Origin of the sequence: Streptomyces chromofuscus, from assembly GCF_015160875.1 — a bacterium.
Classification (GTDB): domain Bacteria; phylum Actinomycetota; class Actinomycetes; order Streptomycetales; family Streptomycetaceae; genus Streptomyces; species Streptomyces chromofuscus.
This window is the reverse complement of record NZ_CP063374.1, coordinates 1,165,288-1,191,098: the sequence shown is the minus strand read 5'-3', so window position 1 is coordinate 1,191,098 and position 25,811 is coordinate 1,165,288. Positions and strand designations below refer to the sequence as shown.

Annotated in this window: 25 protein-coding genes; 9 read left to right on the top strand and 16 right to left on the bottom strand. The window is 72.3% G+C overall.

Features of this window, described 5'->3' with window-relative positions; genetic code table 11:
* Window positions 1–38: 38 nt before the first annotated feature.
* The 3 genes from IPT68_RS05295 to IPT68_RS05285 form a co-directional block, all read right to left on the bottom strand.
* On the bottom strand, window positions 39–764 hold the full coding sequence (locus IPT68_RS05295; protein WP_189697211.1) for a lysophospholipid acyltransferase family protein: 726 nt from the start codon (window positions 762–764) through the stop codon (window positions 39–41).
* A 72-nt stretch (window positions 765–836) separates the two neighbouring features.
* Window positions 837–1,358, bottom strand: coding sequence for a hypothetical protein (locus IPT68_RS05290; protein WP_228040282.1), 522 nt, complete (start codon window positions 1,356–1,358; stop codon window positions 837–839).
* Complete coding sequence (locus IPT68_RS05285) at window positions 1,336–2,094, bottom strand: ATP-binding protein (RefSeq protein WP_228040280.1); 759 nt, start codon at window positions 2,092–2,094, stop codon at window positions 1,336–1,338. The genes IPT68_RS05290 and IPT68_RS05285 overlap by 23 nt, the downstream gene beginning before the upstream one ends.
* 332 nt (window positions 2,095–2,426) lie before the next feature.
* On the opposite strand from IPT68_RS05285, the gene IPT68_RS05280 reads away from it, so the two are divergent.
* From IPT68_RS05280 to IPT68_RS05270, 3 genes are all read left to right on the top strand, one after another.
* Window positions 2,427–3,302, top strand: coding sequence for a helix-turn-helix domain-containing protein (locus IPT68_RS05280; protein WP_189697212.1), 876 nt, complete (start codon window positions 2,427–2,429; stop codon window positions 3,300–3,302).
* A 25-nt stretch (window positions 3,303–3,327) separates the two neighbouring features.
* Window positions 3,328–3,540 (top strand): DUF397 domain-containing protein, encoded by a 213-nt coding sequence (locus IPT68_RS05275; protein WP_189697414.1) that lies wholly within the window; start codon window positions 3,328–3,330, stop codon window positions 3,538–3,540.
* Between the two features lie 93 nt (window positions 3,541–3,633).
* Complete coding sequence (locus IPT68_RS05270; RefSeq protein WP_189697213.1) at window positions 3,634–4,449, top strand: SAM-dependent methyltransferase; 816 nt, start codon at window positions 3,634–3,636, stop codon at window positions 4,447–4,449.
* A 65-nt stretch (window positions 4,450–4,514) separates the two neighbouring features.
* On the opposite strand, the gene IPT68_RS05265 is transcribed toward IPT68_RS05270, so the two are convergent.
* The 5 genes from IPT68_RS05265 to IPT68_RS05245 form a co-directional block, all read right to left on the bottom strand.
* On the bottom strand, window positions 4,515–5,744 hold the full coding sequence (locus IPT68_RS05265; RefSeq protein WP_189697214.1) for a PP2C family protein-serine/threonine phosphatase: 1,230 nt from the start codon (window positions 5,742–5,744) through the stop codon (window positions 4,515–4,517).
* Between the two features lie 64 nt (window positions 5,745–5,808).
* Window positions 5,809–8,331, bottom strand: a complete 2,523-nt coding sequence (locus IPT68_RS05260; protein ID WP_189697215.1) for a SpoIIE family protein phosphatase — start codon at window positions 8,329–8,331, stop codon at window positions 5,809–5,811.
* 274 nt (window positions 8,332–8,605) lie between these two features.
* On the bottom strand, window positions 8,606–9,829 hold the full coding sequence (gene rocD / locus IPT68_RS05255; protein ID WP_189697216.1) for an ornithine--oxo-acid transaminase: 1,224 nt from the start codon (window positions 9,827–9,829) through the stop codon (window positions 8,606–8,608).
* Window positions 9,826–10,647, bottom strand: a complete 822-nt coding sequence (gene ddaH / locus IPT68_RS05250) for a dimethylargininase (protein ID WP_189697217.1) — start codon at window positions 10,645–10,647, stop codon at window positions 9,826–9,828. Before ddaH ends, rocD begins: the two co-directional genes overlap by 4 nt.
* A gap of 122 nt (window positions 10,648–10,769) precedes the next feature.
* Window positions 10,770–11,273 carry an Lrp/AsnC family transcriptional regulator gene (locus IPT68_RS05245; protein ID WP_189697218.1) on the bottom strand — a complete coding sequence of 168 codons (504 nt, stop codon included), beginning with the start codon at window positions 11,271–11,273 and terminating at the stop codon, window positions 10,770–10,772.
* A gap of 77 nt (window positions 11,274–11,350) precedes the next feature.
* On the opposite strand from IPT68_RS05245, the gene IPT68_RS05240 reads away from it, so the two are divergent.
* From IPT68_RS05240 to IPT68_RS05225, 4 genes are all read left to right on the top strand, one after another.
* Window positions 11,351–12,100, top strand: coding sequence for a LytR/AlgR family response regulator transcription factor (locus IPT68_RS05240; RefSeq protein WP_189697219.1), 750 nt, complete (start codon window positions 11,351–11,353; stop codon window positions 12,098–12,100).
* A gap of 2 nt (window positions 12,101–12,102) precedes the next feature.
* Complete coding sequence (locus IPT68_RS05235; RefSeq protein ID WP_189697415.1) at window positions 12,103–12,498, top strand: hypothetical protein; 396 nt, start codon at window positions 12,103–12,105, stop codon at window positions 12,496–12,498.
* A gap of 12 nt (window positions 12,499–12,510) precedes the next feature.
* Window positions 12,511–14,223 (top strand): sodium/solute symporter, encoded by a 1,713-nt coding sequence (locus IPT68_RS05230; RefSeq protein ID WP_189697220.1) that lies wholly within the window; start codon window positions 12,511–12,513, stop codon window positions 14,221–14,223.
* A 154-nt stretch (window positions 14,224–14,377) separates the two neighbouring features.
* A complete protein-coding gene (locus IPT68_RS05225) occupies window positions 14,378–15,583 on the top strand; it encodes a sensor histidine kinase (protein WP_189697221.1) in 1,206 nt (401 codons plus the stop codon).
* A gap of 6 nt (window positions 15,584–15,589) precedes the next feature.
* Here the strand turns inward: IPT68_RS05225 and IPT68_RS05220 are convergent, their stop codons facing one another.
* The 5 genes from IPT68_RS05220 to IPT68_RS05200 all read right to left on the bottom strand — a co-directional run bounded on the left by IPT68_RS05220 (window position 15,590) and on the right by IPT68_RS05200 (window position 21,096).
* A complete protein-coding gene (locus IPT68_RS05220; RefSeq protein ID WP_141310231.1) occupies window positions 15,590–15,760 on the bottom strand; it encodes a hypothetical protein in 171 nt (56 codons plus the stop codon).
* A gap of 1,034 nt (window positions 15,761–16,794) precedes the next feature.
* Window positions 16,795–17,745, bottom strand: coding sequence for a cytochrome c oxidase assembly protein (locus IPT68_RS05215; RefSeq protein WP_189697222.1), 951 nt, complete (start codon window positions 17,743–17,745; stop codon window positions 16,795–16,797).
* 147 nt (window positions 17,746–17,892) lie between these two features.
* The gene (locus IPT68_RS05210; RefSeq protein WP_189697223.1) at window positions 17,893–18,918 is read right to left on the bottom strand and encodes a 6-phosphofructokinase; all 1,026 of its coding nucleotides are present in this window, start codon (window positions 18,916–18,918) and stop codon (window positions 17,893–17,895) included.
* Window positions 18,919–19,105: 187 nt separating this feature from the next.
* Entirely contained in the window at window positions 19,106–19,837 is a 732-nt protein-coding gene (locus tag IPT68_RS05205; RefSeq protein ID WP_189697224.1) for a type 1 glutamine amidotransferase, read from the bottom strand.
* Window positions 19,838–19,857: 20 nt separating this feature from the next.
* A complete protein-coding gene (locus tag IPT68_RS05200; protein WP_189697225.1) occupies window positions 19,858–21,096 on the bottom strand; it encodes a MurT ligase domain-containing protein in 1,239 nt (412 codons plus the stop codon).
* A gap of 148 nt (window positions 21,097–21,244) precedes the next feature.
* Here IPT68_RS05200 and def point away from each other — a divergent pair, with 148 nt between their 5' ends.
* Window positions 21,245–21,784 carry a peptide deformylase gene (gene def / locus IPT68_RS05195; protein ID WP_189697226.1) on the top strand — a complete coding sequence of 180 codons (540 nt, stop codon included), beginning with the start codon at window positions 21,245–21,247 and terminating at the stop codon, window positions 21,782–21,784.
* Window positions 21,785–21,877: 93 nt separating this feature from the next.
* On the opposite strand, the gene IPT68_RS05190 is transcribed toward def, so the two are convergent.
* Window positions 21,878–22,519: a TetR family transcriptional regulator gene (locus tag IPT68_RS05190; protein WP_189697227.1), complete on the bottom strand. Its 642-nt coding sequence runs from the start codon at window positions 22,517–22,519 to the stop codon at window positions 21,878–21,880.
* A gap of 170 nt (window positions 22,520–22,689) precedes the next feature.
* Here IPT68_RS05190 and IPT68_RS05185 point away from each other — a divergent pair, with 170 nt between their 5' ends.
* Window positions 22,690–23,952 (top strand): acyl-CoA dehydrogenase family protein, encoded by a 1,263-nt coding sequence (locus tag IPT68_RS05185; RefSeq protein WP_189697228.1) that lies wholly within the window; start codon window positions 22,690–22,692, stop codon window positions 23,950–23,952.
* A gap of 60 nt (window positions 23,953–24,012) precedes the next feature.
* Here the strand turns inward: IPT68_RS05185 and IPT68_RS05180 are convergent, their stop codons facing one another.
* Both IPT68_RS05180 and IPT68_RS05175 read right to left on the bottom strand, forming a co-directional pair.
* Window positions 24,013–24,534: a cupin domain-containing protein gene (locus tag IPT68_RS05180; RefSeq protein WP_189697229.1), complete on the bottom strand. Its 522-nt coding sequence runs from the start codon at window positions 24,532–24,534 to the stop codon at window positions 24,013–24,015.
* An 11-nt stretch (window positions 24,535–24,545) separates the two neighbouring features.
* Window positions 24,546–25,811 carry a cytochrome P450 gene (locus tag IPT68_RS05175; RefSeq protein ID WP_189697230.1) on the bottom strand — a complete coding sequence of 422 codons (1,266 nt, stop codon included), beginning with the start codon at window positions 25,809–25,811 and terminating at the stop codon, window positions 24,546–24,548.

Here is a 25,811-nt window from a genome sequence, read left to right as displayed (position 1 = left end):
CGGCCGCGCGGGCCATGGTGCTCTGCCCTGAGCAGACGTCAGCTGAGCGGCATGCGCCGGAACCTGCGCTCCCGCTGGTCCGTCCGCGCCGCGGCCTCCGCCTTGACGACGGCCGCGTACTGGTCGACGTACTCCTGCTCGGAGAGCGTCAGGATGGCGTACATGATCTCGTCGGTGACGGCGCGCAGTACGGCCTTCTCGTTCTCCATGCCGGCGTAGCGGGAGAAGTCGAGGGGTTTGCCGAAGCGGATGGCGACGGGATGGACGCGGGGGACGACCTTGCCCGGCGGCTGGGCCTCGAAGGTGCCGATCATCGCGCAGGGGACGACCGGCACGCCGGCCTTGAGGGCCATCACCGCGACGCCGACCTTGCCCTTGTAGAGGCGGCCGTCGTGCGAGCGGGTGCCCTCCGGGTAGATGCCGAGCAGTTCACCCTTGCGCAGCACCCCCAGGCCCTCGCGGATCGCGGCCTGGCCGGCGTCCTTGCCGGAGCGGTCGACCGGGATCTGCCCGGCGCTGCGGAAGAACGCCGCGGTCAGCCGGCCCTTGATGCCGGGGCCGGTGAAGTACTCGGCCTTGGCCAGGAAGGTGATCCGGCGCTTGAGGATCGCCGGCATCAGGAAGTGGTCCGAGAACGACAGATGGTTGCCCGCGACGATGGCCGGGCCCGATGCCGGCACGTGCTCCAGGCCCTCGATGCGGGGCCGGAAGACGCCTCTGAGCAGCGGCCCGAGAAGGACGTATTTGAGCAGGTAGTAGAACAACGGGTGGCTCCTCACTCCGTCGGTTCGGCGCACCGCAGCGTTCTCGCAGGTCAACCAGCACGTCGTGAGGTGTCAGTGTAGGCGCGCGCCGGGTGGGGGGAAACCGGTACGACCCGAGGGGGTGGCAGCGGTCCCGGCTCCGTCGAGGGCGCTGAGCGACCAGTGCGGGCTGCTGCCGGTGAGCCGACAGGTGAGGAAGTACAGCGGTATCGGCGGGGTGTACGGCGAGCCGTCCTCGGGGGAGTGGATCAGGCGCGGATGGTCCGTGCCCGGCTTCGGACGCGTGGCCGTCCAGGACGGGTCGCCCATCCGGGCGCCGATCGCGTACGTGGTGCTCGGCGGCCAGGTGATCCCGATGTGGGATCCGGACGGGACGATCCACCACCAGTGCCGGTCGTCGGCGAAGACGCAGCCGACGCGGGGAAGGCTGTCCAGGATGCTCTCGCCGTGTTCCCGGGGGGTGCCCACGGCGTCGTGGCCCAGGCTCGTGGGGAAGTGTGGAGGGATCGGCAGGCGCGGGCTGTCCCGCCGGACGGGCGCGGGGCGGAGCGCGGGACGGGGCGAGTGCGGGTCACGACTGTGCGGTCGGGGCATGCGGTACGGATCCTTCGGCCGAGTGGGGGATGGGCCGGGCCGGCGGTGCGGTGGGGACGGGAGTGGGGACGGGGGTGGTCGGGGCGGGACGGGGGTGCGTCGTCGTCAGGTCGGCCCAGACGACGCGTCCGGAGCGGTCCGCGGCGGGCCGGACCCCCCAGTCGTCGCAGAGCGTCTCGACGAGGAGGAGCCCACGGCCGTTCTGGTCGTCGGGGCAGGCCTGCCGCGGCGCGGGGAGGGTGGCGGCGCGGTTCTGGTCCTCGACCTCGACGCGGAGGCGGTTCCCGGTGGCGTGCACCCAGCACACGATCCGCTCGCTGCCCGAGTGCGTGACCGCGTTGGTGACGAGCTCGGAGGTCACCAGGACAGCGTTGTCGACGTCGTCGGGGTGGATGTGCCACGAGGTCAGCGTTTCGCGCACGGTCCGTCGGGCGACGCCGGCCGACTCCGGTGCCGCCGGGAGGACGAACATGTGGGTCGGACGGGCGGGCTGGTCCCCGGAGGCGAGCCGGTCGGGGCCTTTCGGCCCGGGGAGTCGACTGCTGAACTCGCCTCCGGGTGGCTGGATGGAGCGCGTCGCCTTCGACGGCGCCCGGAGCGTGTGCTCGGAGCCGGGCGGTGGGCGCAAGGGGTCGGCGCCGGACAGGCGGAGGGCCTGTCGCGGGGTGGGCAGGTGGTCGGGGAGCTCGTTCCCGGGCAGTCGGTCCAGCCGGTGGGGGAGGGAGGGCGAAGCCATCGCCGTACGCCTTTCGTCTGCCATGTGCGTCATCGCCGTACAGCTGTCCGGTCGGCCTGCTGTGGGTGGGCGCGGGCAGGGGCAACAACTAGCGCCGGTAAACGATAAGTTGTGGCCAATCTTCCCCCAACTGGACCGGCTCGCCTCACTGTTCGGCGAGCCGGGGACAGTGGGTCCACTGTGGCACCCGCCGACAACCGCTCGCAACCTGCAAGTTGAAAATTGCAATTGGCCAGGTGCATGCTGCTCCCGCCAGGAAATGATCGAGTGGCACTCCGTATGTGACCGCGTGAGACGGTGACCCTGGAACCGACGGCGTGAGGGGGCAGGGCGTGACCGCGGAAACCGACTGGGGCGGTGCCCCTTCCGTGCTGCGCATGATCCTCGGCAGGCAGCTGGAGGAGCTGCGGACCCGGGCCGGACTGACGTACGAGCAGGCCGGCGCCGCCATCGGCGTCAGCCACTCCACGATCCGCCGGATGGAGGCCGCCAAGGTGGCCCGGCTCCGGCTCCCGGACGCCGAGAAGCTGCTCCAGGTGTACGGCGTGACGGACCGGCAGGAGATCGACACGTTCCTGAAGTCGGTCCGCGAGGCCAACAAGCGCGGCTGGTGGCACACCTACCGCGACGTGCTGCCCGACTGGTTCGCCGCGTATCTGAGCCTGGAACAGGCCGCGTTGCAGATCCGCGCCTACGAAAACCAGTTCGTACACGGGCTGCTGCAGACGGAGAGTTACGCACGGGCCCTGCTCGGCGCCGGCAACCCGCACGCCCCCGCCGAGGCGACGGAACGCCGGGTCGCGTTGCGCATGCGGCGCCAGGAGCTGCTGACCCGTGAAGCGCCGCCGCGGCTGTGGGTCGTGATGGACGAGACCGTGCTGCGCTGGCCGGTCGGCGGCACCGATGTGATGCGCGCGCAGATCGACCATCTGATCGAGGTGAACCGGCTGCCGCACGTGACCCTGCAGATCATGCGGTTCTCGAACGGGCCGCACCCGGCGATGCGGGCGGGCGCGTTCCACCTCTTCCGGTTCCGGGCGCGCGAACTGCCCGACATCGTCTACCTCAGCGGCCTGGTGGGCGCCGTCTACCTGGACAAGAGCGACGACGTCGTGGTGTACCGCGAGGCCCTGGACCGGCTGGGCGCCCAGGCGGCGCCCGCCGGCAAGACCGAGTCCCAACTCGGCGCTATTCGCAAGGAGCTCTGACGTGCACCACCCCATACGCAACGGCATGCCGGCCCCCGAACTGGGCGCTCGCGGCTGGTCCAAGCCGTGGAGCGACGACGCCGGAGGCGCCTGTGTGGAAGTGCTGAGACTCGACGACGGGCGGGTCGCCGTCCGCCAGTCGACCGACCCCGAGGGCCCGGCCCTGCTCTTCACGCCCCTGGAGGTGACGACCTTCCTGACGGGCGTGAAGGCGGGTGAGGCCGACTTCCTGCTCTGACGGCTACGGTCCTCCTCGGACCGAGTTCTCACAACCGCGTTGCCCTTGCTGAGCGTTCCCCGCAGACCCCCGACCCGAATGGGAGACACGGCGTTGCCCGACAACGGATGGCCGGCCGACCGCATCGACACCGAGAACGCGCACTCCGCGCGGATCTACGACTACATCCTCGGCGGCAAGGACTACTACCCCGCGGACAAGGAGGCGGGCGACGCCATGTCCCGGGAGTGGCCCGCCCTGCCGGTCCACATGCGCGCCAACCGCGACTGGATGAACCGCGCCGTGCGCTGGCTCGCCGAGGAGGCGGGGGTGCGCCAGTTCCTGGACGTCGGCACCGGCATACCCACCTCGCCGAACCTGCACGAGATCGCCCAGGCGGTGGCTCCCGAGTCGCGGGTCGTCTACGTGGACAACGACCCCATCGTCCTCACCCTCTCCCAGGGCCTGCTGGCCAGCACCCCCGAAGGGCGGACCGCCTACATCGAGGCCGACTTCCGCGACCCGGGCAGCATCCTGGACGCCCCCGAACTGCGCGAGACCCTCGACCTCACGCAGCCGGTGGCGCTCACCGTGATCGCGATCGTCCACTTCATGCTCGACGAGGACGACGCGGTCGGCATCGTCCGCCGCCTGCTGGAGCCGCTGCCCTCGGGCAGCTACCTGGCGATGTCCATCGGCACCGCCGAGTTCGCGCCGGAGGAGGTGGGCCGCGTCGCCCGCGAGTACGCCGCCCGCAACATGCCGATGCGGCTGCGCACCATCGACGAGGCCCACGAGTTCTTCGACGGCCTGGACCTCGTCGAACCCGGCATCGTCCAGGTGCACAAGTGGCGCCCCGACGGCACGGGGGAGCAGGGCATCCGGGACCAGGACATCGCCATGTACGGGGCGGTGGCACGCAAGCCGTAGCCCGTGGGCCGTGGCGGGGCGGGGCGACGTCGGTTCCGCCCCGCCACGGCGACCCGGCGGGACGCTCACAGGCGCACGATGATCAGCGCGGTGTCGTCGGTGGCGCCGTCGGGCGGCAGCAGTTCGAGCAGGACGGCGTCCGCGAGGTCCTCCGGGTCCGCGTCCCGGTGCCGGACGAGGGACTCGGCGAGCCGGTTCAGGCCCTTGTCGATGTCCTCCCCGCGCCGCTCGACCAGGCCGTCGGTGTAGAGGGCGAGGACGCCGCCGGGGGTGAACGTGGTGTCGGCCTGCGGGCGGGGCCGCGGGTCGGGACGGGCGTCGAGCGGCGGATCGGTGGCCCGGTCGAGGAACTCGACGCGCCCGTCGGGGTGCACGAGCACCGGCGGCAGGTGACCCGCGCTGCTGTAGGTGATGGTCAGCCGGTCGCAGTCGATGAACGTCGTCACCGCCGTGGCCGACTCGGCCCCGTCGACCACATGGGCGTACCGCCCCAGCACGTCGAGCGCCTGGGCCGGCCCCGCCGCCACCCGGGAGGCCGCGCTCAGCGCGCTGCGCAGCTGGCCCATGACGCCCGCGGCGGCCAGGCCGTGGCCGACCACGTCGCCGACCGAGACGCCGATGCGGTTGCCGCCCACCAGGTCGACCAGGTCGTACCAGTCGCCGCACACGTGCAGCGCGCCGACCGCCGGCCGGTAGCGCACCGCCGCCCCGTGGTGCCCCACCTGCCGGCGGGCGGGCAGCATCGCCTCCTGCAGGGCCAGTGCCACCTCGCGTTCCCGGGCGTGCGCCCGGCGCAGCCGGTCGTTGAGCTCCTGGAGCTCGAGGGCGCGGGTGTACAGCTCGCCCTCCAGCACCTGGGCATTGTCGCCGCCGGGGCCGCCCCGGTCCCGGATCAGCTCGGTGACCTCCTCCACCCGGTGCACCAGCAGCACGACGTCCCCGTCCGGGCCGATGACCGGCGCGTTGACGGGGCTCCAGTACCGCTCGTCCCAGTGCCCGGGCCGGCCGGGGTACTCCACGTCGTACCGCTGGAGGGCCATGGCGTCCCGTCGGCCGGTGGTGAGCACCCGGCGCAGCGAGGCCTCCAGGTTGCGCATGCCGGTCGCGGCCGGGTCGTGGGGGTTGTCCGGGAAGACGTCGAACAGATGGCGGCCGACCACGTCCTCCCGGCGGCGCCCGGACATCCGCAGATACTCCTCGTTGACGTCCGCGTACACCAGCTCGGGCGTGAGCAGCGCGACCATGCCGGGCAGGGACTGGAACACCGCCCCGTAGTCGATCGCCGCATCGTCCATGGCTTCCGCCTCACCGCCGCTGTCCCACCAGTTTTCCACGCCCGGCGGCGACCGACCTGCCGTGTCAGTCCAGGAGGCCGACCATGTCGAACGCCAGGCCGGTCAGCGGCTGCTCGGCCCAGATGACCTTGCCGTCGGGCACGAACCGGGTGCCCCACCGTTGGGTGAGCTGCGAGACCAGCAGCAGTCCGCGCCCGCCCTCGTCGGTGGTGCGCGGATGCCGCAGATGGGGGGTGGTGGCGCCGCCGTCGAACACCTCGCAGACCAGCGTGTCCGCCCTGATCAGCCGCAGCCGGATCGGGTCGGTGGCGTGCCGGATGGCGTTGGTGACCAGCTCGCTCACGACCAGCTCGGTGGTGAAGGTCAGCTCGTCCAGATCCCACTCCGACAGCTGCCGGCAGGCCGTCTTGCGGGCGTCGGCGACCACGGCCGGATCGGGGCGCAGATCCCAGCTCGCCACCCGGTCGGCGCCGAGCATCCGGGTGCGCGCCAGCAGCAGGGCCACGTCGTCGTGCGGGCGCGCGGGCACCAGCGCGTCGACCACGGACCGGCAGCGCTGCTCCAGCGAGGCCGCCGACCGCTCCAGCGCACCGCGGAGCCGGTCCCGGCCCACGTCGACGGCCCACGCCTCGTCGTCCGCGCTGGCCAGCAGCCCGTCGGTGTACAGCGCGAGCATGCTGCCCTCGGGCAGGGTCATCTCCACCGACTCGAACGGCGGCCCGCCCACGCCGAGCGCCGGTCCCTGCGGCAGCTCGGCCCAGACGACCTTGCCGTCGGGCCCGATGACGGCCGGCGGGGGGTGCCCGGCGGCAGCCATCGTGCACCGGCCGTCGACCGGGTCGTAGACGACGTACAGGCAGCTGGACCCGACGGACTCGGAGCCGCCGGTGTCCTCTCCGTGCAGTAGGCACCGGCTGCCGTCCGCCCCGCCCGCGTCCGGGACGACCCCCTCGTCGGGCGTGCCCATGGCCACCAGGTCGTCGAGGTGGCCGAGCACCTCCTCCGGCGGCAGGTCCAGCGCCGCGAGGGTACGCACGGCGGTCCGCAGCCGTCCCATGGCCGCCGCCGCGGGGATGCCGTGCCCGGCGACCTCACCGACCACGAGGGCGAGCCGTGCCCCCGACAGCGGGATCAGGTCGTACCAGTCCCCGCCGAGGCCGGTCAGCTCGTCGGCGGGGCGGTAGCAGGCCGTCACCTCCGCGGCCTCCTGCTGCGCCAGCCGGTGCGGCAGCAGGCTGCGCTGCAGCACCAGGGCCGCGTCCCGCTCGCGGGTGTAGCGCCGGGCGTTGTCCACGCACACGGCCGCGCGTGAGACGAGATCCTCGGCGAGGCTGAGGTCCCCCGCGTCGAAGTGCTCGTGGCGGCGGCGCCGGAAGAACGTGGTGACGCCCAGGGTGGCGCCGCGCGCGCGGATCGGCACGATCATCGCGCTGTGCAGGCCCAGCTCCAGGAAGATCGACCGCCGGCCGCCGCGCGCGTCGACGGCCCATTCCTCGCCGAGCGGGTCGAGCCGTTCCTCGCGCCAGGACCTGCCCGTCATGAGGCAGCGGATCGGCGGCGAACCGGCCAGATACGTCGCCACCTCGCCGATCCTCACGTCGGCCTCCGGGACGGACCGGTCGAGCGACCGGTGACCGGCGCGGCGCAGCGGCACGAGGGCCGTGTCGCGCGGCGGCCCCGGCTCGGGCTCCGCGCCGCGCAGCACCGACTCCAGCAGGTCCACGGTCACGAAGTCGGCGAGCTCGGGCACCGCGACGTCGGCCAGCTCCTGCGCGGTCAGCGTGATGTCCAGGGTCCGGCCGATGCGCTCGCCGGCCCGGTCGAGCAGGGCGAGGCGCTGGCGGGCGCGGTGCCGGTCGGTGATGTCGACGACGGTGTAGTACACGCCCATGGGGTGGCCGTGGCCGTCGTCGAGCCGGGTGAACGACATCATGTGCGCGGTCTCGCGGAACGGGGCGGACCGTACGTGGCCCACGTGCTCGTAGCCGACGACCGACTCGCCGGTCGCCAGGACGTGCAGCATCTGCGCCTCGATCGCCTCGGTGTCCAGGCCGGGCTGGATGTCCGCCAGCCGCAGCCCCAGCCGGTGGCCGGGCGGGCCGCCGCCGAACTGGGCGAGGGCGGCGTTCGACCAGACGTAACGCAGATTGGTGTCGACGATCGCTATGCCGACGGGGGAACGGGCCACCAGCTGCTCCAGCATGCCGCGGCTCATGTCCCAGCCGGGCGCCTCGTGCAGTTCCGACAGCAGCACCAGCCAGCGCGAGGGGCCCTGCCTCTCCAGCGCGGAGGTGATCCGCACCATCACCCGGACCGGCACCCCGTCCTCGCGCCGGGCCGTCAGCAGGCCCGCCCAGCTGCCGTCCCTGGTGCAGCGCTCGAACAGTTCGGGCACGCGCGGCGCGTCCTCGGCCGTCAGCAGCTCGGCGACTCCGAGACCGACGGCCTGCTCGGGGGCGTAGCCCAGCAGGCGCTGGGCGTCCCTCGTCCAGCTCGTCACCACGCCCCGGGCGTCCAGCAGCACGGGAGCCGCGTCCGCCACGTCGAACCGCCGACGGTCGACGTCGCGCTCCTCGTATGTGCCCACGGCTGACCTCTCTGTCGCTGAGAGTGGTCTACCACCTCTTGCTCCCATCTTCACCCCAGCGGCTATGGGGTTGCCGCGTCGACCGCCGCGGGGGGCGCCACATTGGGGGACGCGCCCGCGCCTGGCGGGGCGGGCGGCTGTGGAGGGTGGCGGGTGTGTGGGGCGGGGCGGGCGGCTGCGAGGGGGCGGCGGGTGTGTGGGGTGGCGGGGGGGAAGGGGCGGCCCGGTGAGGGCGACGCCGTCGCCCGCCTTCGGAGCCGCCCCGTCCCTCCGCTCAGGCCTGCCCGAGCACCACGCCCAGCGCGTCCACCGCCGACCGCAGTTCCTCGGCCGTGATGGTCAGGGGAGGGGCCAGCCGGACGGTGGAGCCGTGGGTGTCCTTCACCAGCACGCCCTCGTGCATCAGGCGTTCACTGATCTCACGCCCCGTGCCGATCGCCGGGTCGATGTCGACCCCGGCCCACAGCCCTCGCGCCCGGAAGCCGACGACGCCCTTGCCGACCAGCTCCTCGAGGCCCTCACGCAGCGACTCGCCCAGCTCGGCGGCCCGGCGCTGGAACTCGCCGGTCTCCAGGAGCTCGACCACGGCCGTGCCGACCGCCGCGGCCAGCGGGTTGCCGCCGAACGTCGAACCGTGCTCACCCGGCCCCAGCACCCCGAGTACCTCGCGGCGCGCGACCACCGCCGACACCGGCACGATGCCCCCGCCCAGCGCCTTGCCGAGCAGCAGCACGTCGGGGACGACGCCCTCGTGCTCGACGGCGAGCGTCCGGCCCGTACGGCCCAGGCCCGACTGGATCTCGTCCGCGACGAACAGGCAGCCCGCGCGCCGCGTCAGCTCCCGCACGCCCGCCAGATAGCCGTCGTCCGGGACGACGACCCCGGCCTCGCCCTGGATCGGCTCGATCAGCACCGCCGCCGTCGTCTCGTCGACCGCCGCCTCCAGCGCGGCGAGGTCGTTGTACGGCACGATCCGAAAGCCCGGTGTGAACGGCCCGAACCCCGCCCGCGCCGTCTCGTCCGTCGAGAAGCTCACGATCGTCGTCGTACGGCCGTGGAAGTTCTCCGCCGCGACCACGATCGTCGCCCGGTCGGCGGGCACGCCCTTCACGTCGTACGCCCACTTGCGGGCCACCTTGATGCCGCTCTCGACCGCTTCCGCGCCCGTGTTCATGGGCAGCACCATGTCCAGGCCGGTCAGCCCGGCCAGCCGCTCGGCGAACTCGGCGAGCCGGTCGTTGTGGAAGGCGCGGGAGGTCAGCGTGAGGCGGTCCAGCTGGCGGTGGGCGGCGTCGATCAGGGCGGGGTGGCGGTGGCCGAAGTTGAGGGCCGAGTAGCCGGCCAGCATGTCGAGGTAGCGGCGGCCCTCGACGTCCTCCACCCAGGTGCCCTCGGCGCGGGCCACGACCACGGGCAGCGGGTGGTAGTTGTGCGCGAGCACCGGCTCCTCGGCGCGGATCAGCTCGGCGGAGTCGCGGGTACGGGCGGGTGCGGTCATGAACGGATCTCCCGGATTTCCTGGGTGCAGCACTTGATGCCCCCGCCGGCCTTGTGGAACTCGGACAGGTCCACGGGGACGGGCACGTAGCCGCGGTCGGCGAGCTGCGCGGCGAGTCCCTCGGCGCGGGGTGAGATGAAGACGTGACGTCCGTCGGAGACGGAGTTCAGCCCGAACGTCATCGCGTCCTCGCGCGTGCCGAGCACCGCGTCCGGGTACAGCCGGGCGAGCACCTCACGGCTGCCGGGCGAGAACGCGTCCGGGTAGTAGGCGATGTTTTCGTCGTCGAGCACGAACAGCGCCGTGTCGAGGTGGTAGAGGTACGGATCCACCAGGGTCAGGGAGATCACCGGCACCCCGAGGTACTCCTGCACCTCACGATGCGCCTCACGGGTGGTGCGGAAACCGGTCCCGGCCAGGACGTACCGGCCCGTCGGGACGAGATCGCCCTCGCCCTCGCAGACGTTCTCCGGACGGTAGACGTCGAAGCCCGCCGCCTTGAACCAGGTGTCGTAGTACGAGGACTCCGGGCGCCGCTCGGGCGCCTGGAACAGGGAGCCGAACACGCGGCCGTCGACGACGACCGCCGAGTTGGCGGCGAAGACCATGTCCGGCAGACCCGGCACCGGCGGCACGGTCTCGACCGTGTGACCGTGGTCCTCGTAGACGCGGATCAGCGTCCGCCACTGCTTCTGGGCCAGATCGACGTCGACGCGGACGTCGGGGTGCATCCAGGGATTGATCGCGTACTGCACGGCGAAATATCTGGGTTCGCAGACGAGGAAGCGCCGCCGGCGCGGCACACGGTTCTCGGGCACAGAGGGGTTCCTCCGCTTCCTGCGGTGTCGAACGGGGGTGACACCACGGTAGGAACGGCGCAGAAGCCCGACAAGAAACAAAAGCTGCGTGTCCGCGCAGGATCGCTGCGCAGTTCGACGGCCTAACGCACGTCTGGTGCGCGTTCCGGCGCGGGTTGGCTCGCACCCGCCTCCGGACTCTCCGGGATGAGATGGGACAGCACCATCACGCTGATCGTCTTGCGGATGAACGGCTCCGTACGGATCCGCTCCAGCACCTCCTCGAAGTGCTCCACATCCCGCGCCCGCACGTGCAGCAGCGCGTCAGCCCCGCCGGTCACGGTCATGGCCGCCGCGATCTCGGGATACCCGCGCACCACCTCCGCCAGCCGCCGGGGCGGGGCCGCGCCCTCGCAGTACACCTCGACGTACGCCTCCGTGCGCCAGCCCAGCGCCGACGGCTCCACCGTCGCCGTGAACCCGGTGATCACACCGGTCTCGCGCAGCCGGTCCACCCGGCGCTTCACGGCCGTCGAGGACAGCCCGATCGCCGCGCCGATCTCGGCGAAGCTCGTCCGGGAGTTCGCCATCAACGCGGTGATGATCTTCCGGTCCAGTTCGTCGAAGGGTGCCGCCCTGCTGTTCATAACGGCACTGTATCCAGCGGAAACGGCCACGTCCGGCACGTGTGCAGGCGTACGGATTGCTCCTAGACTCCACGTTCATGCTGCGCGCCCTGGCTGTCGACGACGAACGCCCCTCCCTCGAGGAACTCGTGTACCTGCTGAACGCGGACCCGCGGATCGGCAGCGCCGAGGGCGCCGGCGACGCGACCGAGGCGCTGCGCCGGATCACCCGGGCCCTGGAGTCCGGACCGGACGGACCCGAGGCGATCGACGTCGTCTTCCTCGACATCAACATGCCCGGCCTCGACGGTCTCGACCTGGCCCGCCTGCTCACCGGGTTCGCCCAGCCCCCGCTGGTCGTCTTCGTCACCGCGCACGAGGACTTCGCCGTGCAGGCGTTCGACCTGAAGGCGGTCGACTACGTCCTCAAGCCGGTCCGCAAGGAACGCCTCGCCGAGGCGGTGCGCCGGGCCGCCGAGCAGCGCGGCACCACCCCGCGCGTCCCCGTGCACGAGCCCGATCCCGACCACATACCCGTCGAACTGGGCGGCGTGACCCGTTTCGTCGCCGTCGACGACATCACCCACGTCGAGGCCCAGGGCGACTACGCCCGGCTGCACACCGGCAAGGGCAGCCACCTGGTGCGCATCCCGCTGTCCACCCTGGAGGACCGCTGGCGCTCCCGGGGCTTCGTGCGCATCCACCGCCGCCACCTGGTCGCCCTGCGGCACATAGGCGAACTCCGCCTGGACGCGGGCACGGTGAGCGTGCTGGTCGGCACCGAGGAACTCCAGGTCAGCCGCCGCCACGCCCGCGAACTGAGGGATCTGCTCATGAGGAGGCCGTGACGGTGCCCCAGGAGCCCACCGAACGCCGCGTCGTCGTCACCGGCCCGGCTCGCCGCGGCCTCCCCCACGCCCGGCTCCGCTCGCGCGGGCGGTACCCCCATGCCTCCGGTTACTACCGGCCGCGCACCGAGATCGATGAACAGACCACTCTCGGCCACACCTACGTCCGTTCCCTGATGCGCACCCAATTGCGCGCCGCCCTCACCGTGTCCGCCGTCCTCGTGCTGCTCGTCGGCCCCCTGCCGCTGGTGTTCGCGACCGCCCCCGGCGCCCGCCGGCTGGAGTGGCTCGTCCTCGGCTTCTGCCTGTACGCGCCCCTGGTCCTGCTGGCCCGCTGGTACGTCGCCCGCGCCGAACGCAACGAACGCGACTTCGTCCGGCTGGTCGAGGACCGCTGAGGACGTAGGCCCGTGTACTCCGGTTACGCCGTCCCCGCCGTCGCCCTGGTCGTCGTGGCGACCGTCCTCGTCGGCGCGTTCGGCCTGCGCATATCCCGGACCACCTCCGATTTCTACGTCGCCTCCCGCACCGTCGGCCCCCGCCTGAACGCCGCCGCGATCAGCGGCGAGTACCTCTCCGCCGCCTCCTTCCTCGGCATCGCGGGACTGGTCCTCGTGCAGGGCCCGGACATGCTCTGGTACCCGGTCGGCTACACGGCCGGGTACCTGGTGCTCCTCGTGTTCGTCGCCGCGCCCCTGCGCCGCTCCGGCGCGTACACGCTGCCCGACTTCGCCGAGGCCCGACTCGCCTCCCCGGCGGTACGGCGGCTCGCGGGCGCCTTCGTCGTCGGCGTGGGCTGGCTCTACCTGCTGCCCCAACTCCAGGGCGCCGGTCTGACGTTGACAGTGCTGACCGGTGCGCCCGACTCGTTCGGCGGAATCATCGTCGCCGTCGTCGTCACCGCGATCGTCGCGGCGGGCGGCATGCGCAGCATCACCTTCGTGCAGGCCTTCCAGTACTGGCTCAAGCTCACCGCCCTCCTGGTCCCCGTCCTCTTCCTCGTCCTCGCCTGGCAGGGCGACGGCGCCCCGCGCGACGTCTTCGACGAACCGGCCGCCTTCCGCGAACAGCGGGTCGTCCGCGTCGACGACACCCTCGACCTCAGGCTCGACAGCCCGCTGACGGTGACGGCCACCGGCACGGTCGACGGACGGGCCCACGAGGAGCGGCGAATCGACCTCCCGGCCGGCACCCACCGCATCGAACAGGGCACCCGCCTCACCTTCGGCGCGGGCACCCCCGTTCCCACGGCCGACACCGCGAGCGGCGGTGGGATGTCGCCGTCGCGAGCCGAGAGCCGTGAGGACCGTCCGCTGTACGCCACGTACGGACTGATCCTCGCCACCTTCCTCGGCACCATGGGCCTGCCGCACGTCGTCGTGCGCTTCTACACGAGCCCGCACGGCGTTGCCGCCCGCCGCACCACGGTCGCCGTACTGGCCCTGATCGGCGGCTTCTACCTGCTGCCGCCGGTCTACGGCGCCCTCGGCCGCATCTACGCCCCCGAACTCACCCTCACCGGCCACGCGGACGCGGCGGTCCTGCTGCTGCCGGAGCGCATGATCGGCGGCCTCGGCGGCGATCTGCTCGGCGCACTGGTGGCGGGCGGGGCCTTCGCGGCGTTCCTGTCCACCGCGTCGGGGCTGACCATGGCGGTGGCCGGCGTCCTCACGCAGGACGTCCTGCCGACCCGCGGCGTGCGGCACTTCCGGCTCGGCACGGTCCTCGCGATGGCCGTGCCGCTCGCGGCGAGTGTGCTGGTCGGCGGGCTGCCGGTCGCGGACGCGGTGGGGCTGGCCTTCGCCGTGTCGGCGTCGTCCTTCTGTCCCCTGCTGGTGCTCGGCATCTGGTGGCGGCGGCTGACGCCGCCGGGCGCGGCGGCCGGGATGCTGGTGGGCGGCGGTTCGGCCTTCCTCGCGGTGGCCGCGACCATGGCGGGCTTCCCCGGCGCGGGCCCGCTGCACGCGCTGCTCGCCTGGCCCGCGCTGTGGTCGGTGCCGTTGGGCTTCCTGACGATGGTGCTGGTGTCGCTCGCCACCCCGAGCCGGGTCCCGGCGGGGACGGCGGCGATCCTGGCACGGTTCCATCTGCCGGAGGAGGTACGGGCGGAGGTGAAGGCATGAACGACCGCTCGACACTGACGCTTCGAGGGCTTTGGGGCGTGGTGTGTGGGACGTCCCGAGGACTCCTGGGCGCCGTGCGTGTGAGTGCTCGGGGACGTCGTCGGCCTGGGGTCGGCGTGCGGGACCGCTCGGGGTGTTCGGGGAGGGAGGCGGCGTGAGCGGCTTCGTCGCCGGGCTCTGTGTCGCCGTGCTGCCGCTGCTCGCCGCGGGCTTCTGGCTGGGCCGGCGCACGGCCCGCCCGGAAAGCCTCGGCGGCCTCGGCAGTCCCGTCGAGCACGCCACGTTCCAGACCCTGCACACCGCGTCCCTCGCCGCACCCCCGCTGCGCGCCGGCCTCACCGAGGAAACGGCCCGCAAGTCCGCCCGCAGACTGCGCTCCCTCCTCGGCACGGACGCCCTGTGCCTCACCGACGACACACACGTCCTCGCCTGGGACGGTGTCGGCGCCCATCACCGCGCCGAGATCGTGGAGCGCCTGGCCGGCACCCTGGAGACCGGCCGCGGCGAGGCCTTCCGGCTGGCCTGCGACGCCCCCGACTGCCCCCTGCGTTGGGCCGTGATCGCGCCGCTCACCGTCGACGACCGCGTCCACGGCGCCCTCGTCGCCTGCGCGCCCCGCGAGTCCGCCGTCCTCGTCCGGGCCGCCGGCGAGGTGGCCCGCTGGGTCTCCGTCCAGCTCGAACTCGCCGACCTCGACCAGTCCCGCACCCGCCTCATCGAGGCCGAGATCAAGGCCCTGCGCGCCCAGATCTCCCCGCACTTCATCTTCAACTCGCTCGCGGTGATCGCCTCGTTCGTCCGCACCGACCCCGAGCGGGCCCGCGAACTGCTGCTGGAGTTCGCCGACTTCACCCGCTACTCGTTCCGCCGGCACGGCGACTTCACCACCCTCGCCGACGAACTCCACGCCATCGACCACTACTTGGCGCTCGTCCGGGCACGCTTCGGCGACCGCCTCTCCGTCACGCTCCAGATCGCCCCCGAAGTCCTCCCCGTGGCCCTGCCCTTCCTCTGCCTCCAGCCGCTCGTCGAGAACGCCGTCAAGCACGGTCTCGAAGGCAAGGCCGACAAGTGCCACATCAGCATCACCGCCCAGGACACCGGCGCCGAGGCCCTCGTGGTCATCGAGGACGACGGCGCCGGAATGGACCCCGGCCTGCTGCGCCGCATCCTCGCCGGGGAGATCAGCCCGTCGGGCGGCATCGGCCTGTCCAATGTCGACGACCGGCTACGGCAGGTCTACGGCGACGACTACGGCCTCGTCATCGAGACCGCCGTCGGCGCGGGCATGAAGGTCACCGCCCGGCTGCCGAAGTACCAGCCGGGGGTGCACTCGGCGGGGCGGCTCACCCGCGGGTGAGCGGCCTCAGGTGCTGCGGGTGGCCACCATCCCCAAGGTGATCAGGCCCAGCACGACCCAGCCGAACCACAGCCAGCCGTTGCTGCCGAGCGCCACCGTGTAGGCGGTCACCACGACGAGTCCGCCGACGGTGAGCACCCCCATCGCTTTCGTGGAACCGTCCGTAGATCCGGGCATCGCAACACCCTCCTCATGGTTCGTTCCCTCCCATGGTGCCCCCGTTCTGCCTCCGCACGGTGCACACGGCGAAATGAGTGCCGGAATTCCCCGTGCCCCCGGCGGTCCAGGAGGCGGCCTTGTGGATGGAAGGGTCGCATCCCCATCGGCGGGCGGCACGTCCCGCGCACACGCCGCGTCCGAGCGGATACGCGCCCGGGCGAGCGTGAGGCCGCCGTGGAGCCGAGTGAAATCGAGCGCCTGTTCACGAAACAAGTCTTCGCGGGAGGTCATGGCCGGGCCTCCGGGAAGACCGGGCGTCCAGGGAGTCGCGCCGCTGCACGCTCGCCGTGGCCGCGAACGCCGTTCCCAGCCGCCGATGACCGCCGAGCGGCTCGTACACCGGCCCGTGGCCGTCCAGCCCCAGGCAGCCGGCCCACCCTCGGCGACCTCGAACCCGGCCCGTGTCGGCACGACGGCGAAGGACCGCACGTCCGCCGGCCGGTCCCGGACCTCCCGCGTCAGCTCCTCGCAGCGGACCGCCAGCCGTGCCTCGTCGGCCGACGCGTCCTCGATGAAGGCCGTCACCTGGCCGTCGGGCGCCTGGTCGCGACACGCCCGGTCGAGCGCCAGGCGGGGGCGTGCCCGTGAAGCGCGGCCCGGGCCGGTCGGCGAGCACGCGGTCCCCGTCCCGCAGCGGCTCGGCGAGCCCCACGGTGTCGACGTACGGTGGCGCAGCCCCGCCGCTGCCTTCGGCACGGTCGGCCGGTGCGTGTCAGGCACCGCACAGCGCCGGCACCAGCCCGAGCCCGCCCGCGACGACGCCCCGCGACGCCCGGGCCCCGGTGCGCCGCCGGTGTCCCGTCGTCACCGACGGCGGGGCCGACGCTTCGCCCCCGTGCGGCTGCGTGCCGAGATCGGCCTGGGCCCGACCGACCCGTCGCCCTGCGGCGTCACGATGCGCGCCGGCGCGGCTGCCGCCTCCGGCGCCCCGTCCGCCGCACCGGATCCAGCGGCGACTCCGCAAGGGGGCAGGGCCGCCCGGAAGGGCGGGGTCAGCGGCCGTGTGCGTTCAGTGAGGCCAAATAGGCGTTGTAGGCCTCGAGTTCCTTGTCGCCGTCACGGTCGGCGGCCCGGTCCTGGCGCCGCGCCTGCCGCTGCTCCGAGGCGTACCACTGGAACAGCAGCGCGATCAGCACCAGAACGGACGGGATCTCACTGAACGCCCAGGCGATACCGCCGGCCGCGTTCTGGTCGGCGAGCGCGTCGATGCCCAGGGAGGCGGGCGGGTCGGCGTAGGTCTTCACCATCGGCGTCGTCGCCATCATCAGCGCGATGCCGAAGAACGCGTGGAACGGCATGCCCGCGAACAACTCCAGCATCCGCATCAGGTGGCCGGGCCGGTGCGGTCCCGGGTCCACACCGATGATCGGCCAGAAGAACACCAGGCCGACGGCGAGGAAGTGCACCATCATCGCGATGTGCCCCGGCTTGGAGCCCATCAGGAAGTCGAAGATGGACGAGAAATACAGCGCGTAGAGGCTGGCGATGAACAGCGGGATGGTGAACGCCGGGTGCGTGATGATCCGCATGTACCGGCTGTGCAGCAGCGCCAGCAGCAGCTCGCGCGGTCCCTTGCGGCCACGGCCGGCCGGCGGCAGCGCGCGCAGGGCGAGCGTGATGGGGCCGCCGAGCAGGATCAGGATCGGCGACAGCATGCTGATCACCATGTGCTGCACCATGTGCACGCTGAACATGACCATGCCGTAGTCGTTCAGCCGGGTGCACATCATCAGCCCGATGGTCAGCACACCGGCGACGTAGGACACGGTCCGCGCGAGCGGCCAGGCGTCCCCGCGCCGCCGCAGCCGGACGACGCCCCACCCGTACAGCGCGAGCCCCAGCAGGCAGGCCACGAGGAAGAAGGGCTCCGCCGACCACTGAAGCCCTCGCCCCAGCGTGAACGGCGGCAAGTCCATGGGCATGCCGTGTCCGCTGTGATCCATGCGACGGCTCCTGATTCGTGCGGGTTGTGCTGTCTGTCCGCCCCAAGACTAGAACCGCCCCCGGCGACCTCTGTCACCGGGGGCGGCACAGTCGACCCGAGGGGCGCGGGGAAACGCGCCGACAGTCACCACGCACTCGCCGGACGGCTACAGCACGCACTCCGCTTCCACGTACCTGTCCTCCGGCACGGTCTTGAGGGTCTCCACCGCCTCCGCGAGGGACACCATGACGATCTCGGTCCCCCGCAGAGCCGTCATCTTCCCGAACTCGCCCCGGTGCGCGGCCTCCACCGCGTGCCACCCGAACCGGGTGGCGAGCACCCGGTCGTAGGCGGTGGGCGTTCCACCCCGCTGCACATGCCCGAGGATGACCGGCCGCGCCTCCTTGCCGAGCCGGTTCTCCAACTCGACGGACAGCTGCCGCGCGACGCCCGCGAACCTCTCGTGCCCGTACACGTCCTTGCCGCCCTCGTCGAACGCCATGGTCCCGGGCTTCGGCTTCGCCCCCTCCGCCGCGACGACGATCGCGAACCGCTTGCCCGCCTGGAACCGCTCGCCGACCTTCGCGGTCAGCTCGTCGATGTCGAAGGGCCGCTCGGGGACGACGACGGCGTGGGCGCCCGCCGCCATGCCGGAGTGCAGGGCGATCCACCCGGTGTGCCGGCCCATGACCTCCACGATCAGCACCCGCTGGTGGGACTCGGCGGTGGTCTTCAGCCGGTCCAGCGCCTCCGTCGCGACGGTCACGGCGGTGTCGAAGCCGAACGTCACGTCGGTCACGGCGATGTCGTTGTCGATCGTCTTCGGCACGCCCACGACGGGCAGTCCGCCGTCCGACAGCAGCCGGGCCGCCTTGAGCGTGCCCTCGCCGCCGATCGGGATGATCGCGTCCAGGCCGAGTTCCCGGACGTGCCCCCTGGCCCGCTCCACGCCGTCCCGCAGATGCTCGGGACGGACCCGGGACGAGCCGAGGATGGTGCCGCCGCGCGCCAGGATGCCGCCCACCGCGTCAAGGTCGAGCTTGAGGTAGTCGCACTCCAGGAGGCCTTTCCAGCCGTCGCGGAAGCCGATGACCTCGTCGCCGTGGTCGGCCACGGCACGGTGCACGACGGACCGGATGACGGCGTTCAGACCGGGGCAGTCGCCGCCGGACGTGAGGACACCAATGCGCATAGCCCGAAATACCTTCTCGACGTGGGCCGGGTCCGGACCACGTTGTCCGGCTCGATCCCCGCCACCCTAGCGGCACAGGGGGGCGGGGCCGAAGCGTGCGTCCGACTGCTGGACGACCCCGCTCACCTGTGCGGACGGTCCGTCAGACGGGCTCGTCGCGCGGCGCCGGACCGCGGGCTGACGCGCCTCAGGCGGGCTGCTGCTCCGCCGCCGCGATGCGTTCGTCGCGCAGCGCCTCGTACCAGCGGTCGTCGGTCGGCGGCAGCGCGTTGACGTCGAGCGCCAGCTTCAGCAGCAGGTCGGCGATCTGCGGGTTGCGGGCCAGCACCGGGCCGTGCATGTAGGTGCCGAAGACCGTCTCGTTGTAGGCGCCCTCGGTGCCGTCGCCCGTGCCGTTGCCGTTGCCGAAGCGCACCTTCGCCAGCGGGCGCGCGGTGGGGCCGAGGTGGGTGACGCCCTGGTGGTTCTCGAAGCCGGTCAGCGGCGGCAGGCCCAGGCGGGGGTCGATGTCGCCGAGCACGTCGCCGACGCACCGCGCGCCCTCGCCGCGCACCGAGACCACGTCGAGCAGGCCCAGACCGGGCTCGCGCTGGCCGAGGTCGTTGATGAACTCGTGGCCGAGGATCTGGTAGCCCGCGCACACGGAGAAGACGATGGCGCCGTTCCCCACGGCGCGGTGCAGACCGCCGTCCCGGCGCAGCCGCTCGGCCGCGAGCCGCTGCGGACGGTCCTCACCGCCGCCGATCAGGTAGATGTCGCCGGAGGTCGGGATGGGCTGGTCGCTGCGCACGTCGAGGCGCGCCACGTCCAGGCCGCGCTGCCGGGCGCGGCGCTCCACGACCAGGGCGTTGCCCTGGTCGCCGTAGGTGCTGAGCAGGTCCGGGTAGATCCAGACGACCCGCAGTTGGTTGTCGCTCACGAATATCCCCTGAGGTCTCGTCAGTTGCCGACGCGGCGGCGCAGGTCCTGGAACGCGGTGTAGTTGGCGATGACCTCGATGCGGCCCGGCGGGGCCGTCTGCACGGCCTGGTCGAGGTTGTCGCACACCTGGAAGTGCTGGTTGGCGACCTCCAGCCGCACCGCGAGGTCGAGCTTGCGGTCACCGATGACGAAGATCGGGTGGCCGGTCAGCCGCGTGTAGTCGACGTCCCACAGCCAGGAGGTGTCCGTGCCGTCGGCGGAGCGCGCGTTCACGGACAGGATCACCGGCGTCGGCGGCGGGTCGATGAGGGAGAACGTCTCGAGCCACCCGGCCGGGTTCTTGGCGAGCAGCAGCCGCAGATCGCGCTGCATGAACTGCACCACGTCGTACCGGCCGGCCACGGCCTGCACCTGGTACATCCGCTCCAGGGCGACCTGCGGCGGCACGCCGAACACCGCGGCCACGGCGGCCGAGGAGGTGGCGTTGGCCTTGTTGGCGCGGCCCGGCAGCTGGAGGTGGATCGGCCAGGCCGAGCCGTGCGGGTCGAGCACGTGGTCGCCGGACAGGGCCCAGCTCGGGGTGGGCCGGCGGAAGCCGCACTCGCCGCAGAACCAGTCGTCGCCGGGACGTTGCATCACACCGCCGCAGGACGGGCAGGACCAGGCGTCGTCCTTCCACATCTGCCCGGCGGCGACCCAGATCACGTTGGGGGAGGAGGACGCCGCCCACACCACCAGCGGGTCGTCCGCGTTGGCCACGACGACGGCCTTCGTCCCGGCGAGGCCCTCGCGCCAGTTCTCGGCGAGCATCCGGGTCTCGGCGGCACGGTCGAGCTGGTCGCGGGAGAGGTTCAGCAGCGCGATGCACTTCGGGTCGGTGTCCCGGGCCACACCGGCCAGGTACTTCTCGTCGACCTCGATCACACCGAACTTCGCGTCCGAGCTTCCGGCCAGCGCCGAGGTGATGCCGGCGGGCATGTTGGCCCCGAGCGCGTTGGACACGACGGGACCCGCGGCGCGCAGCGCCTCGGCGATGAGCCGGGTGGTCGTGGTCTTGCCGTTGGTCGCCGACACCAGGATCACGTCCAGGTTCTGGGCGAGTCGGGCCAAGAGGTCGGGGTCGAGTTTGAGGGCCACCCGGCCACCGATCACCGAACCGCTGCCGCGCCCCGCGGCGCGGGATGCCGCAGCGACCGCCTTGCCCGCGGTCACGGCCAGCTTGGCCCGCGGCGTGAGCGGGTCCGAGTTGCCTGCCATCAGTTCTCGATCCTCCTTGCGTACGCGCCGCGCCGAAGCATCCGGCAACGTGGTGAGGCCTCAGCCTATCGAGATCCACTCACCTGCCCGAATCGCGGCCCGCGCCTGCGCGGCGGACGTGGGCCGAGGGAACCGTACCCTTGCCGTCATGCGACACGGCTCGATCCCGGGCGCCCACGGGCGCGTCCGGCCCCTCACCCTGCTCGGCGACCCCCTGCTGCACCGGCCCTGCCGGGAGGTGAGCGACTTCGACGGCGGACTGGCGGATCTGGTGGAGGACCTGTTCGCGACGATGTACGCCGCGGGCGGGGTGGGCCTGGCGGCCAACCAGATCGGCCAGCCGTGGCGGGTGTTCGTGTTCGACTGCCCCGACGACGATGACGTACGTCACCTGGGCCATGTGGTCAACCCGCGCCTGGTGGAGGCGGACGGCGTCGTGGTCCGGGGGCCGGAGGGCTGTTTGTCCCTCCCGGGCCTGGAGGCGGGCACGGAGCGCTACGACCACGCGGTGGTGGAGGGCGTCACGATGACCGGGGAGCCGGTCACGATCCACGGCACGGGTTTCTTCGCACGGTGCCTGCAGCACGAGTGCGACCATCTCGAGGGCCGGGTGTACGCGGACCGGGTGGCGGGCCGGCGCCACCGCCGCCTGATGCGACAGGTGGCCCGAGCGTCCTGGCGCCGGTGAACTGCACGTCCCTCGGGCGCGCGGAGCCGTGGCGAGGTGCGGCTCCGTCGCGTGGCCGCGGGCGGCGCGCACGACCTGCGGACGCCCCGACGGTCAGAACCCCGGACCCCCGATCCGGTCACCTGCGGCCGCGAGGCGGCCCCACAGCAGGTCGGCCAGACTCCGCACCAACTCGGCCCGGGAACAGGGCCGTTCTCCCAGCCACCAGTCCCCGGCGGCATGCATCATCCCGACGATCCCGTGCCCCCACACCCGGGCCAGTTGCTGACTCCCCGGACCGAGGTCCAGCCGCTCCTCGATCACCTGGGCCAGTTCCTCACCCATCCGCCGCAGCAACGGCGCCGAGTGCTTGCCCACGTCGAAGCCCTGGTCCCCCGGCGAGCCCTCCGCCGGATGCATCAGGAACCGGTACACCTGGGGCCGCGCCTCGATCGCCGCGAGGTAGGTGTCCAGGGTGGCCTCCACCCGCTCGCGCCGCTCCGCCGGAGCGTCCAGTGCGGCCCGCAGCGACGCCAGCAAGGCGTCCGTGTGTCTCTTGGCCAAGGCTGCGTAAAGTCCGCCCTTGTCACCGAAGTGGCGGTAAAGGATCGGCTTCGTGATGCCCGCCTCCGCGGCGATGGCGTTCATCGACGCCTGCGGACCGTCCCGCAGCACGACGCGGTCGGCGGCCTCCAGCAGCTCGCGCCGTCGGCGGTCGGCGGACCGCTGCTGCTCGGTCCGCTGCGTGGTCTCCATGTGCTCTCCCCACCCGTGCTGATTCGGTGACGCCAGCGCAAACTAACACTCACCACGCCGGGTACCTCGAACGGGCTGCCGGGCATCCGTCGCGAGTTGACTTCTCCTACCCATCGGTAACAGACTGCGGTTACCGCAAGTAACATGCTTGGTGCGCCGCTGGAGGGGACATGGCCGAGTTCACCATGGAGCTCAACGACGAACAGAAGGAGGTCAGGGACTGGCTGCACGGCTTCGCCGCCGACGTCATCCGCCCCGCGGCCGCCGAATGGGACGAGCGTGAGGAGACTCCCTGGCCGGTCATCCAGGAGGCCGCCAAGGTCGGCATCTACTCCCTCGACTTCTACGCCCAGCAGTACTTCGACCCCACCGGCCTCGGCATCCCGATGGCCATGGAGGAGCTGTTCTGGGGCGACGCCGGCATCGCCCTGTCGATCGTCGGCACCGGACTGGCGGCCGTGGGTGTGCTCGCCAACGGCACCGAGGAGCAGATCGGCACCTGGCTCCCCCAGATGTACGGCGATGCCAACGATGTCAAGGTGGCCGCCTTCTGCTCCTCCGAGCCCGACGCCGGCTCCGACGTGGCGTCCTTGCGCACGCGCGCGGTCTACGACGAGGCCAAGGACGAGTGGGTGATCAACGGCACCAAGACCTGGGCGACCAATGGCGGCATCGCCAACGTCCACGTCGTCGTCGCGGTCGTCGACCCGGATCTGGGCTCCAAGGGCCACGCCTCCTTCATCGTCCCGCCGAACTCGCCGGGGCTGTCCCAGGGGCAGAAGTTCAGGAAGCACGGCATTCGCGCCTCCCATACCGCCGAGGTCGTCCTCGACGACGTCCGCGTCCCCGGCTCCTGCCTGCTCGGCGGCAAGGAGAAGCTGGACGAGCGGCTGGCACGCGCCCGCGAGAAGGCGAGGTCGGGTGGGACGGGGGTCCCCCCGCTCGAGCGAAGCCGAGAGTGGGGGAGGGTGAAGAACGCGGCGATGGCCACGTTCGAGGCGTCCCGCCCCGCCGTCGGCGCGATGGCGGTGGGCACCGCCCGGGCCGCGTACGAAGTGGCGCTGGAGTACGCGACGACCCGTGAGCAGTTCGGCCGGCCGATCATCGACAACCAGGGGGTCGCGTTCCAGCTCGCGGACATGCGGACGTCCATCGACGCGGCGCGGCTGCTGGTGTGGCGGGCGTCCTGGATGGCGATCAACGGGAAGCCGTTCACGGCGGCCGAGGGCTCCATGTCCAAGCTGTTCGCCAGCGAGACGGCCAAGAAGGTCACCGCCCAGGCCATCCAGATCCTGGGCGGCAACGGCTACACCCGTGAGTACCCCGTGGAGCGGATGCACCGGGACGCCGCGATCTACACGATCTTCGAGGGGACCAGTGAGATCCAGCGGCTGGTGATCGCCCGTACGGTCTCGGGGATGCCCATTCGGTGAGGGACGCCCCCTCGGCGAGGGGATGCCCGCTCGGGCTCACGCGCCTGCGAGGAGGCGCGCTCACCGGTGCTTCAGGGGTGTGAGCTGCTCGATGTCGTAGCGAGCCCGCAGTTTCTCGATCGCCTCCTGATCCGGTGGGCCCCCGTCGCGGAGGATCTCCAGCAGTTCCTCGAAGTACTGCTCGTGGTCGGGGGGCGGGGACGCCTGGAAGAACATCTTCGCGGGCGTCTCCGTCGGATTGGCGAACGCGTGCGGGCAGCCGGGCGGTACGACGATCACCGTGCCCGGTGTCGCCCGGACCACCCGCCTGCCCGAAGAGGACTCCCACGTCCGCCAGTTGTCGGGAGTGCGGACGCGGGGCTCGAAGGCGAGGACGTCCAGCTCGCCTTCGAGCACGTAGAACAACTCCTCGCTGCGGGTGTGCACATGGGCGCCGACGTCGAAGCCCGGGGGGACGAGCACCTCGAACGTGGACGCCGTCCGTGAATGCGTGCCGGTCACCTTGAACGTGACGTGCTGCGCCGGCGTCTCGACGACCCGGCCGTGGCCCGGCGGCACCAGCAGTCCCTCGGTCGCGGTCACCTCGGCTCACCTCACCAGGTCACGGGCAGCGCCGCGGGCCCGCGGATCAACGCGCCCTCACGGAACGGAACTTCCTCCGGCGCCACCGCCAGTCTGAGCCCCGGCACCCGGTCGAGCAGGGCGTCGAGCAGCAGCTCGGACTCCAGCTTCGCCAGCATCCCGCCCAGGCAGTAGTGGGGTCCGAAACCGAACGCCACATGCGGGTTGGGGCTGCGGGAGAAGTCGATCGTGTCCGGGTCGGGAAAGACGCCCGGGTCCCGGTTGGCCGCGAGGTACGACACGTAGACCGCGTCGCCCGCGCGGATCCGCCGGTCCCCGATCTCCACGTCCTCCCGGGCGATCCTGGTCAGGCCGACGGCGTTGCGGTGCGGGATCCACCGCAGCAGCTCGTCGATGGCCCCGGGGCGCAGGGCCGGCTCGGCGCGCAGCTGCTCGGCGAGGCCGGGCCGGGTGAGCAGGACGTAGAACATCTGCCCGCTGTTGTGGGTGACCGCCTCGCCGCCGATCTGGATCAGCACGGCGAGGCCCACGGCCTCCTCCAGGGTGATCTCACCCCGGCCCACGGCGGCGCCGAGCAGGGAGGTCACGTCCTCGCCCGTGCCGTCCTCCTTGCGGCCGACGAGATCGCGGAAGCAGGCGCCCATGTCCTTCTTGGCCCGCTCGCTGACGTCCGCCCCGTGCGAGGAGGACAGGATCAGCTGCGTCCAGACGTGCATGCTGTGCCGGTCGGCGACCGGGACGCCCATCAGCTCGCAGATCACCGCGGTCGGGAACGGGCCGAGCACGGCCGCCGTGAGGTCGGCGGGCGGGCCGTCCTGGAGCAGCTCGTTCACCAGCTCGTCGAGCATCCGCCGGGACTTCTCCCGCACCCGCTCCACGCCCCGCGCCGTGAAGGCGGAGGCCACCGTGCGGGGCAGCCGGGTGTGGTCCGGCGGGTCCAGGAGGCCGACCGCGCCACGGGCCGGGACGAAGTGCGGAGCGAGCCGGGTGACCGGCCGGTCCATGACCGTCGCGCGGCCGAACCGGGGGTCGTTGGCCACCGTCCGCACGTCGTCGTGGCGGGTGACCAGCCAGGCCCAGCCCTCACCGTTCGGCAGCCTGATCCGGGTGACCGGCTCCTCGTCCATCAGTTCGCGCAGCACCGGATCGAAGTCCACTCCGTTCAGGTCCGGCGCCGGCCACGGCCGGACGGGCGGCGGCGCCGCCCCCGGCGTGGCCTCGCCCGTGCCGCGCCGGACGGGCGGCGGCACGGTCTCGGTGATCGTCTCCTCGGCCAT

Excerpts from the sequence above, each read along its gene's own strand:
- IPT68_RS05290 (WP_228040282.1), bottom strand. The coding sequence starts at position 1,358 with ATGCCCCGACCGCACAGTCGTGACCCGCACTCGCCCCGTCCCGCGCTC.
- IPT68_RS05285 (WP_228040280.1), bottom strand. The coding sequence starts at position 2,094 with ATGGCTTCGCCCTCCCTCCCCCACCGGCTGGACCGACTGCCCGGGAAC.
- IPT68_RS05275 (WP_189697414.1), top strand. The coding sequence starts at position 3,328 with ATGCCGGCCCCCGAACTGGGCGCTCGCGGCTGGTCCAAGCCGTGGAGC.
- IPT68_RS05265 (WP_189697214.1), bottom strand. The coding sequence starts at position 5,744 with ATGGACGATGCGGCGATCGACTACGGGGCGGTGTTCCAGTCCCTGCCC.
- rocD (WP_189697216.1), bottom strand. The coding sequence starts at position 9,829 with ATGACCGCACCCGCCCGTACCCGCGACTCCGCCGAGCTGATCCGCGCC.
- IPT68_RS05245 (WP_189697218.1), bottom strand. The coding sequence starts at position 11,273 with ATGAACAGCAGGGCGGCACCCTTCGACGAACTGGACCGGAAGATCATC.
- IPT68_RS05240 (WP_189697219.1), top strand. The coding sequence starts at position 11,351 with ATGCTGCGCGCCCTGGCTGTCGACGACGAACGCCCCTCCCTCGAGGAA.
- IPT68_RS05220 (WP_141310231.1), bottom strand. The coding sequence starts at position 15,760 with ATGCCCGGATCTACGGACGGTTCCACGAAAGCGATGGGGGTGCTCACC.
- IPT68_RS05215 (WP_189697222.1), bottom strand. The coding sequence starts at position 17,745 with ATGGATCACAGCGGACACGGCATGCCCATGGACTTGCCGCCGTTCACG.
- IPT68_RS05210 (WP_189697223.1), bottom strand. The coding sequence starts at position 18,918 with ATGCGCATTGGTGTCCTCACGTCCGGCGGCGACTGCCCCGGTCTGAAC.
- IPT68_RS05200 (WP_189697225.1), bottom strand. The coding sequence starts at position 21,096 with ATGGCAGGCAACTCGGACCCGCTCACGCCGCGGGCCAAGCTGGCCGTG.
- def (WP_189697226.1), top strand. The coding sequence starts at position 21,245 with ATGCGACACGGCTCGATCCCGGGCGCCCACGGGCGCGTCCGGCCCCTC.
- IPT68_RS05190 (WP_189697227.1), bottom strand. The coding sequence starts at position 22,519 with ATGGAGACCACGCAGCGGACCGAGCAGCAGCGGTCCGCCGACCGCCGA.
- IPT68_RS05185 (WP_189697228.1), top strand. The coding sequence starts at position 22,690 with ATGGCCGAGTTCACCATGGAGCTCAACGACGAACAGAAGGAGGTCAGG.
- IPT68_RS05175 (WP_189697230.1), bottom strand. The coding sequence starts at position 25,811 with ATGGCCGAGGAGACGATCACCGAGACCGTGCCGCCGCCCGTCCGGCGC.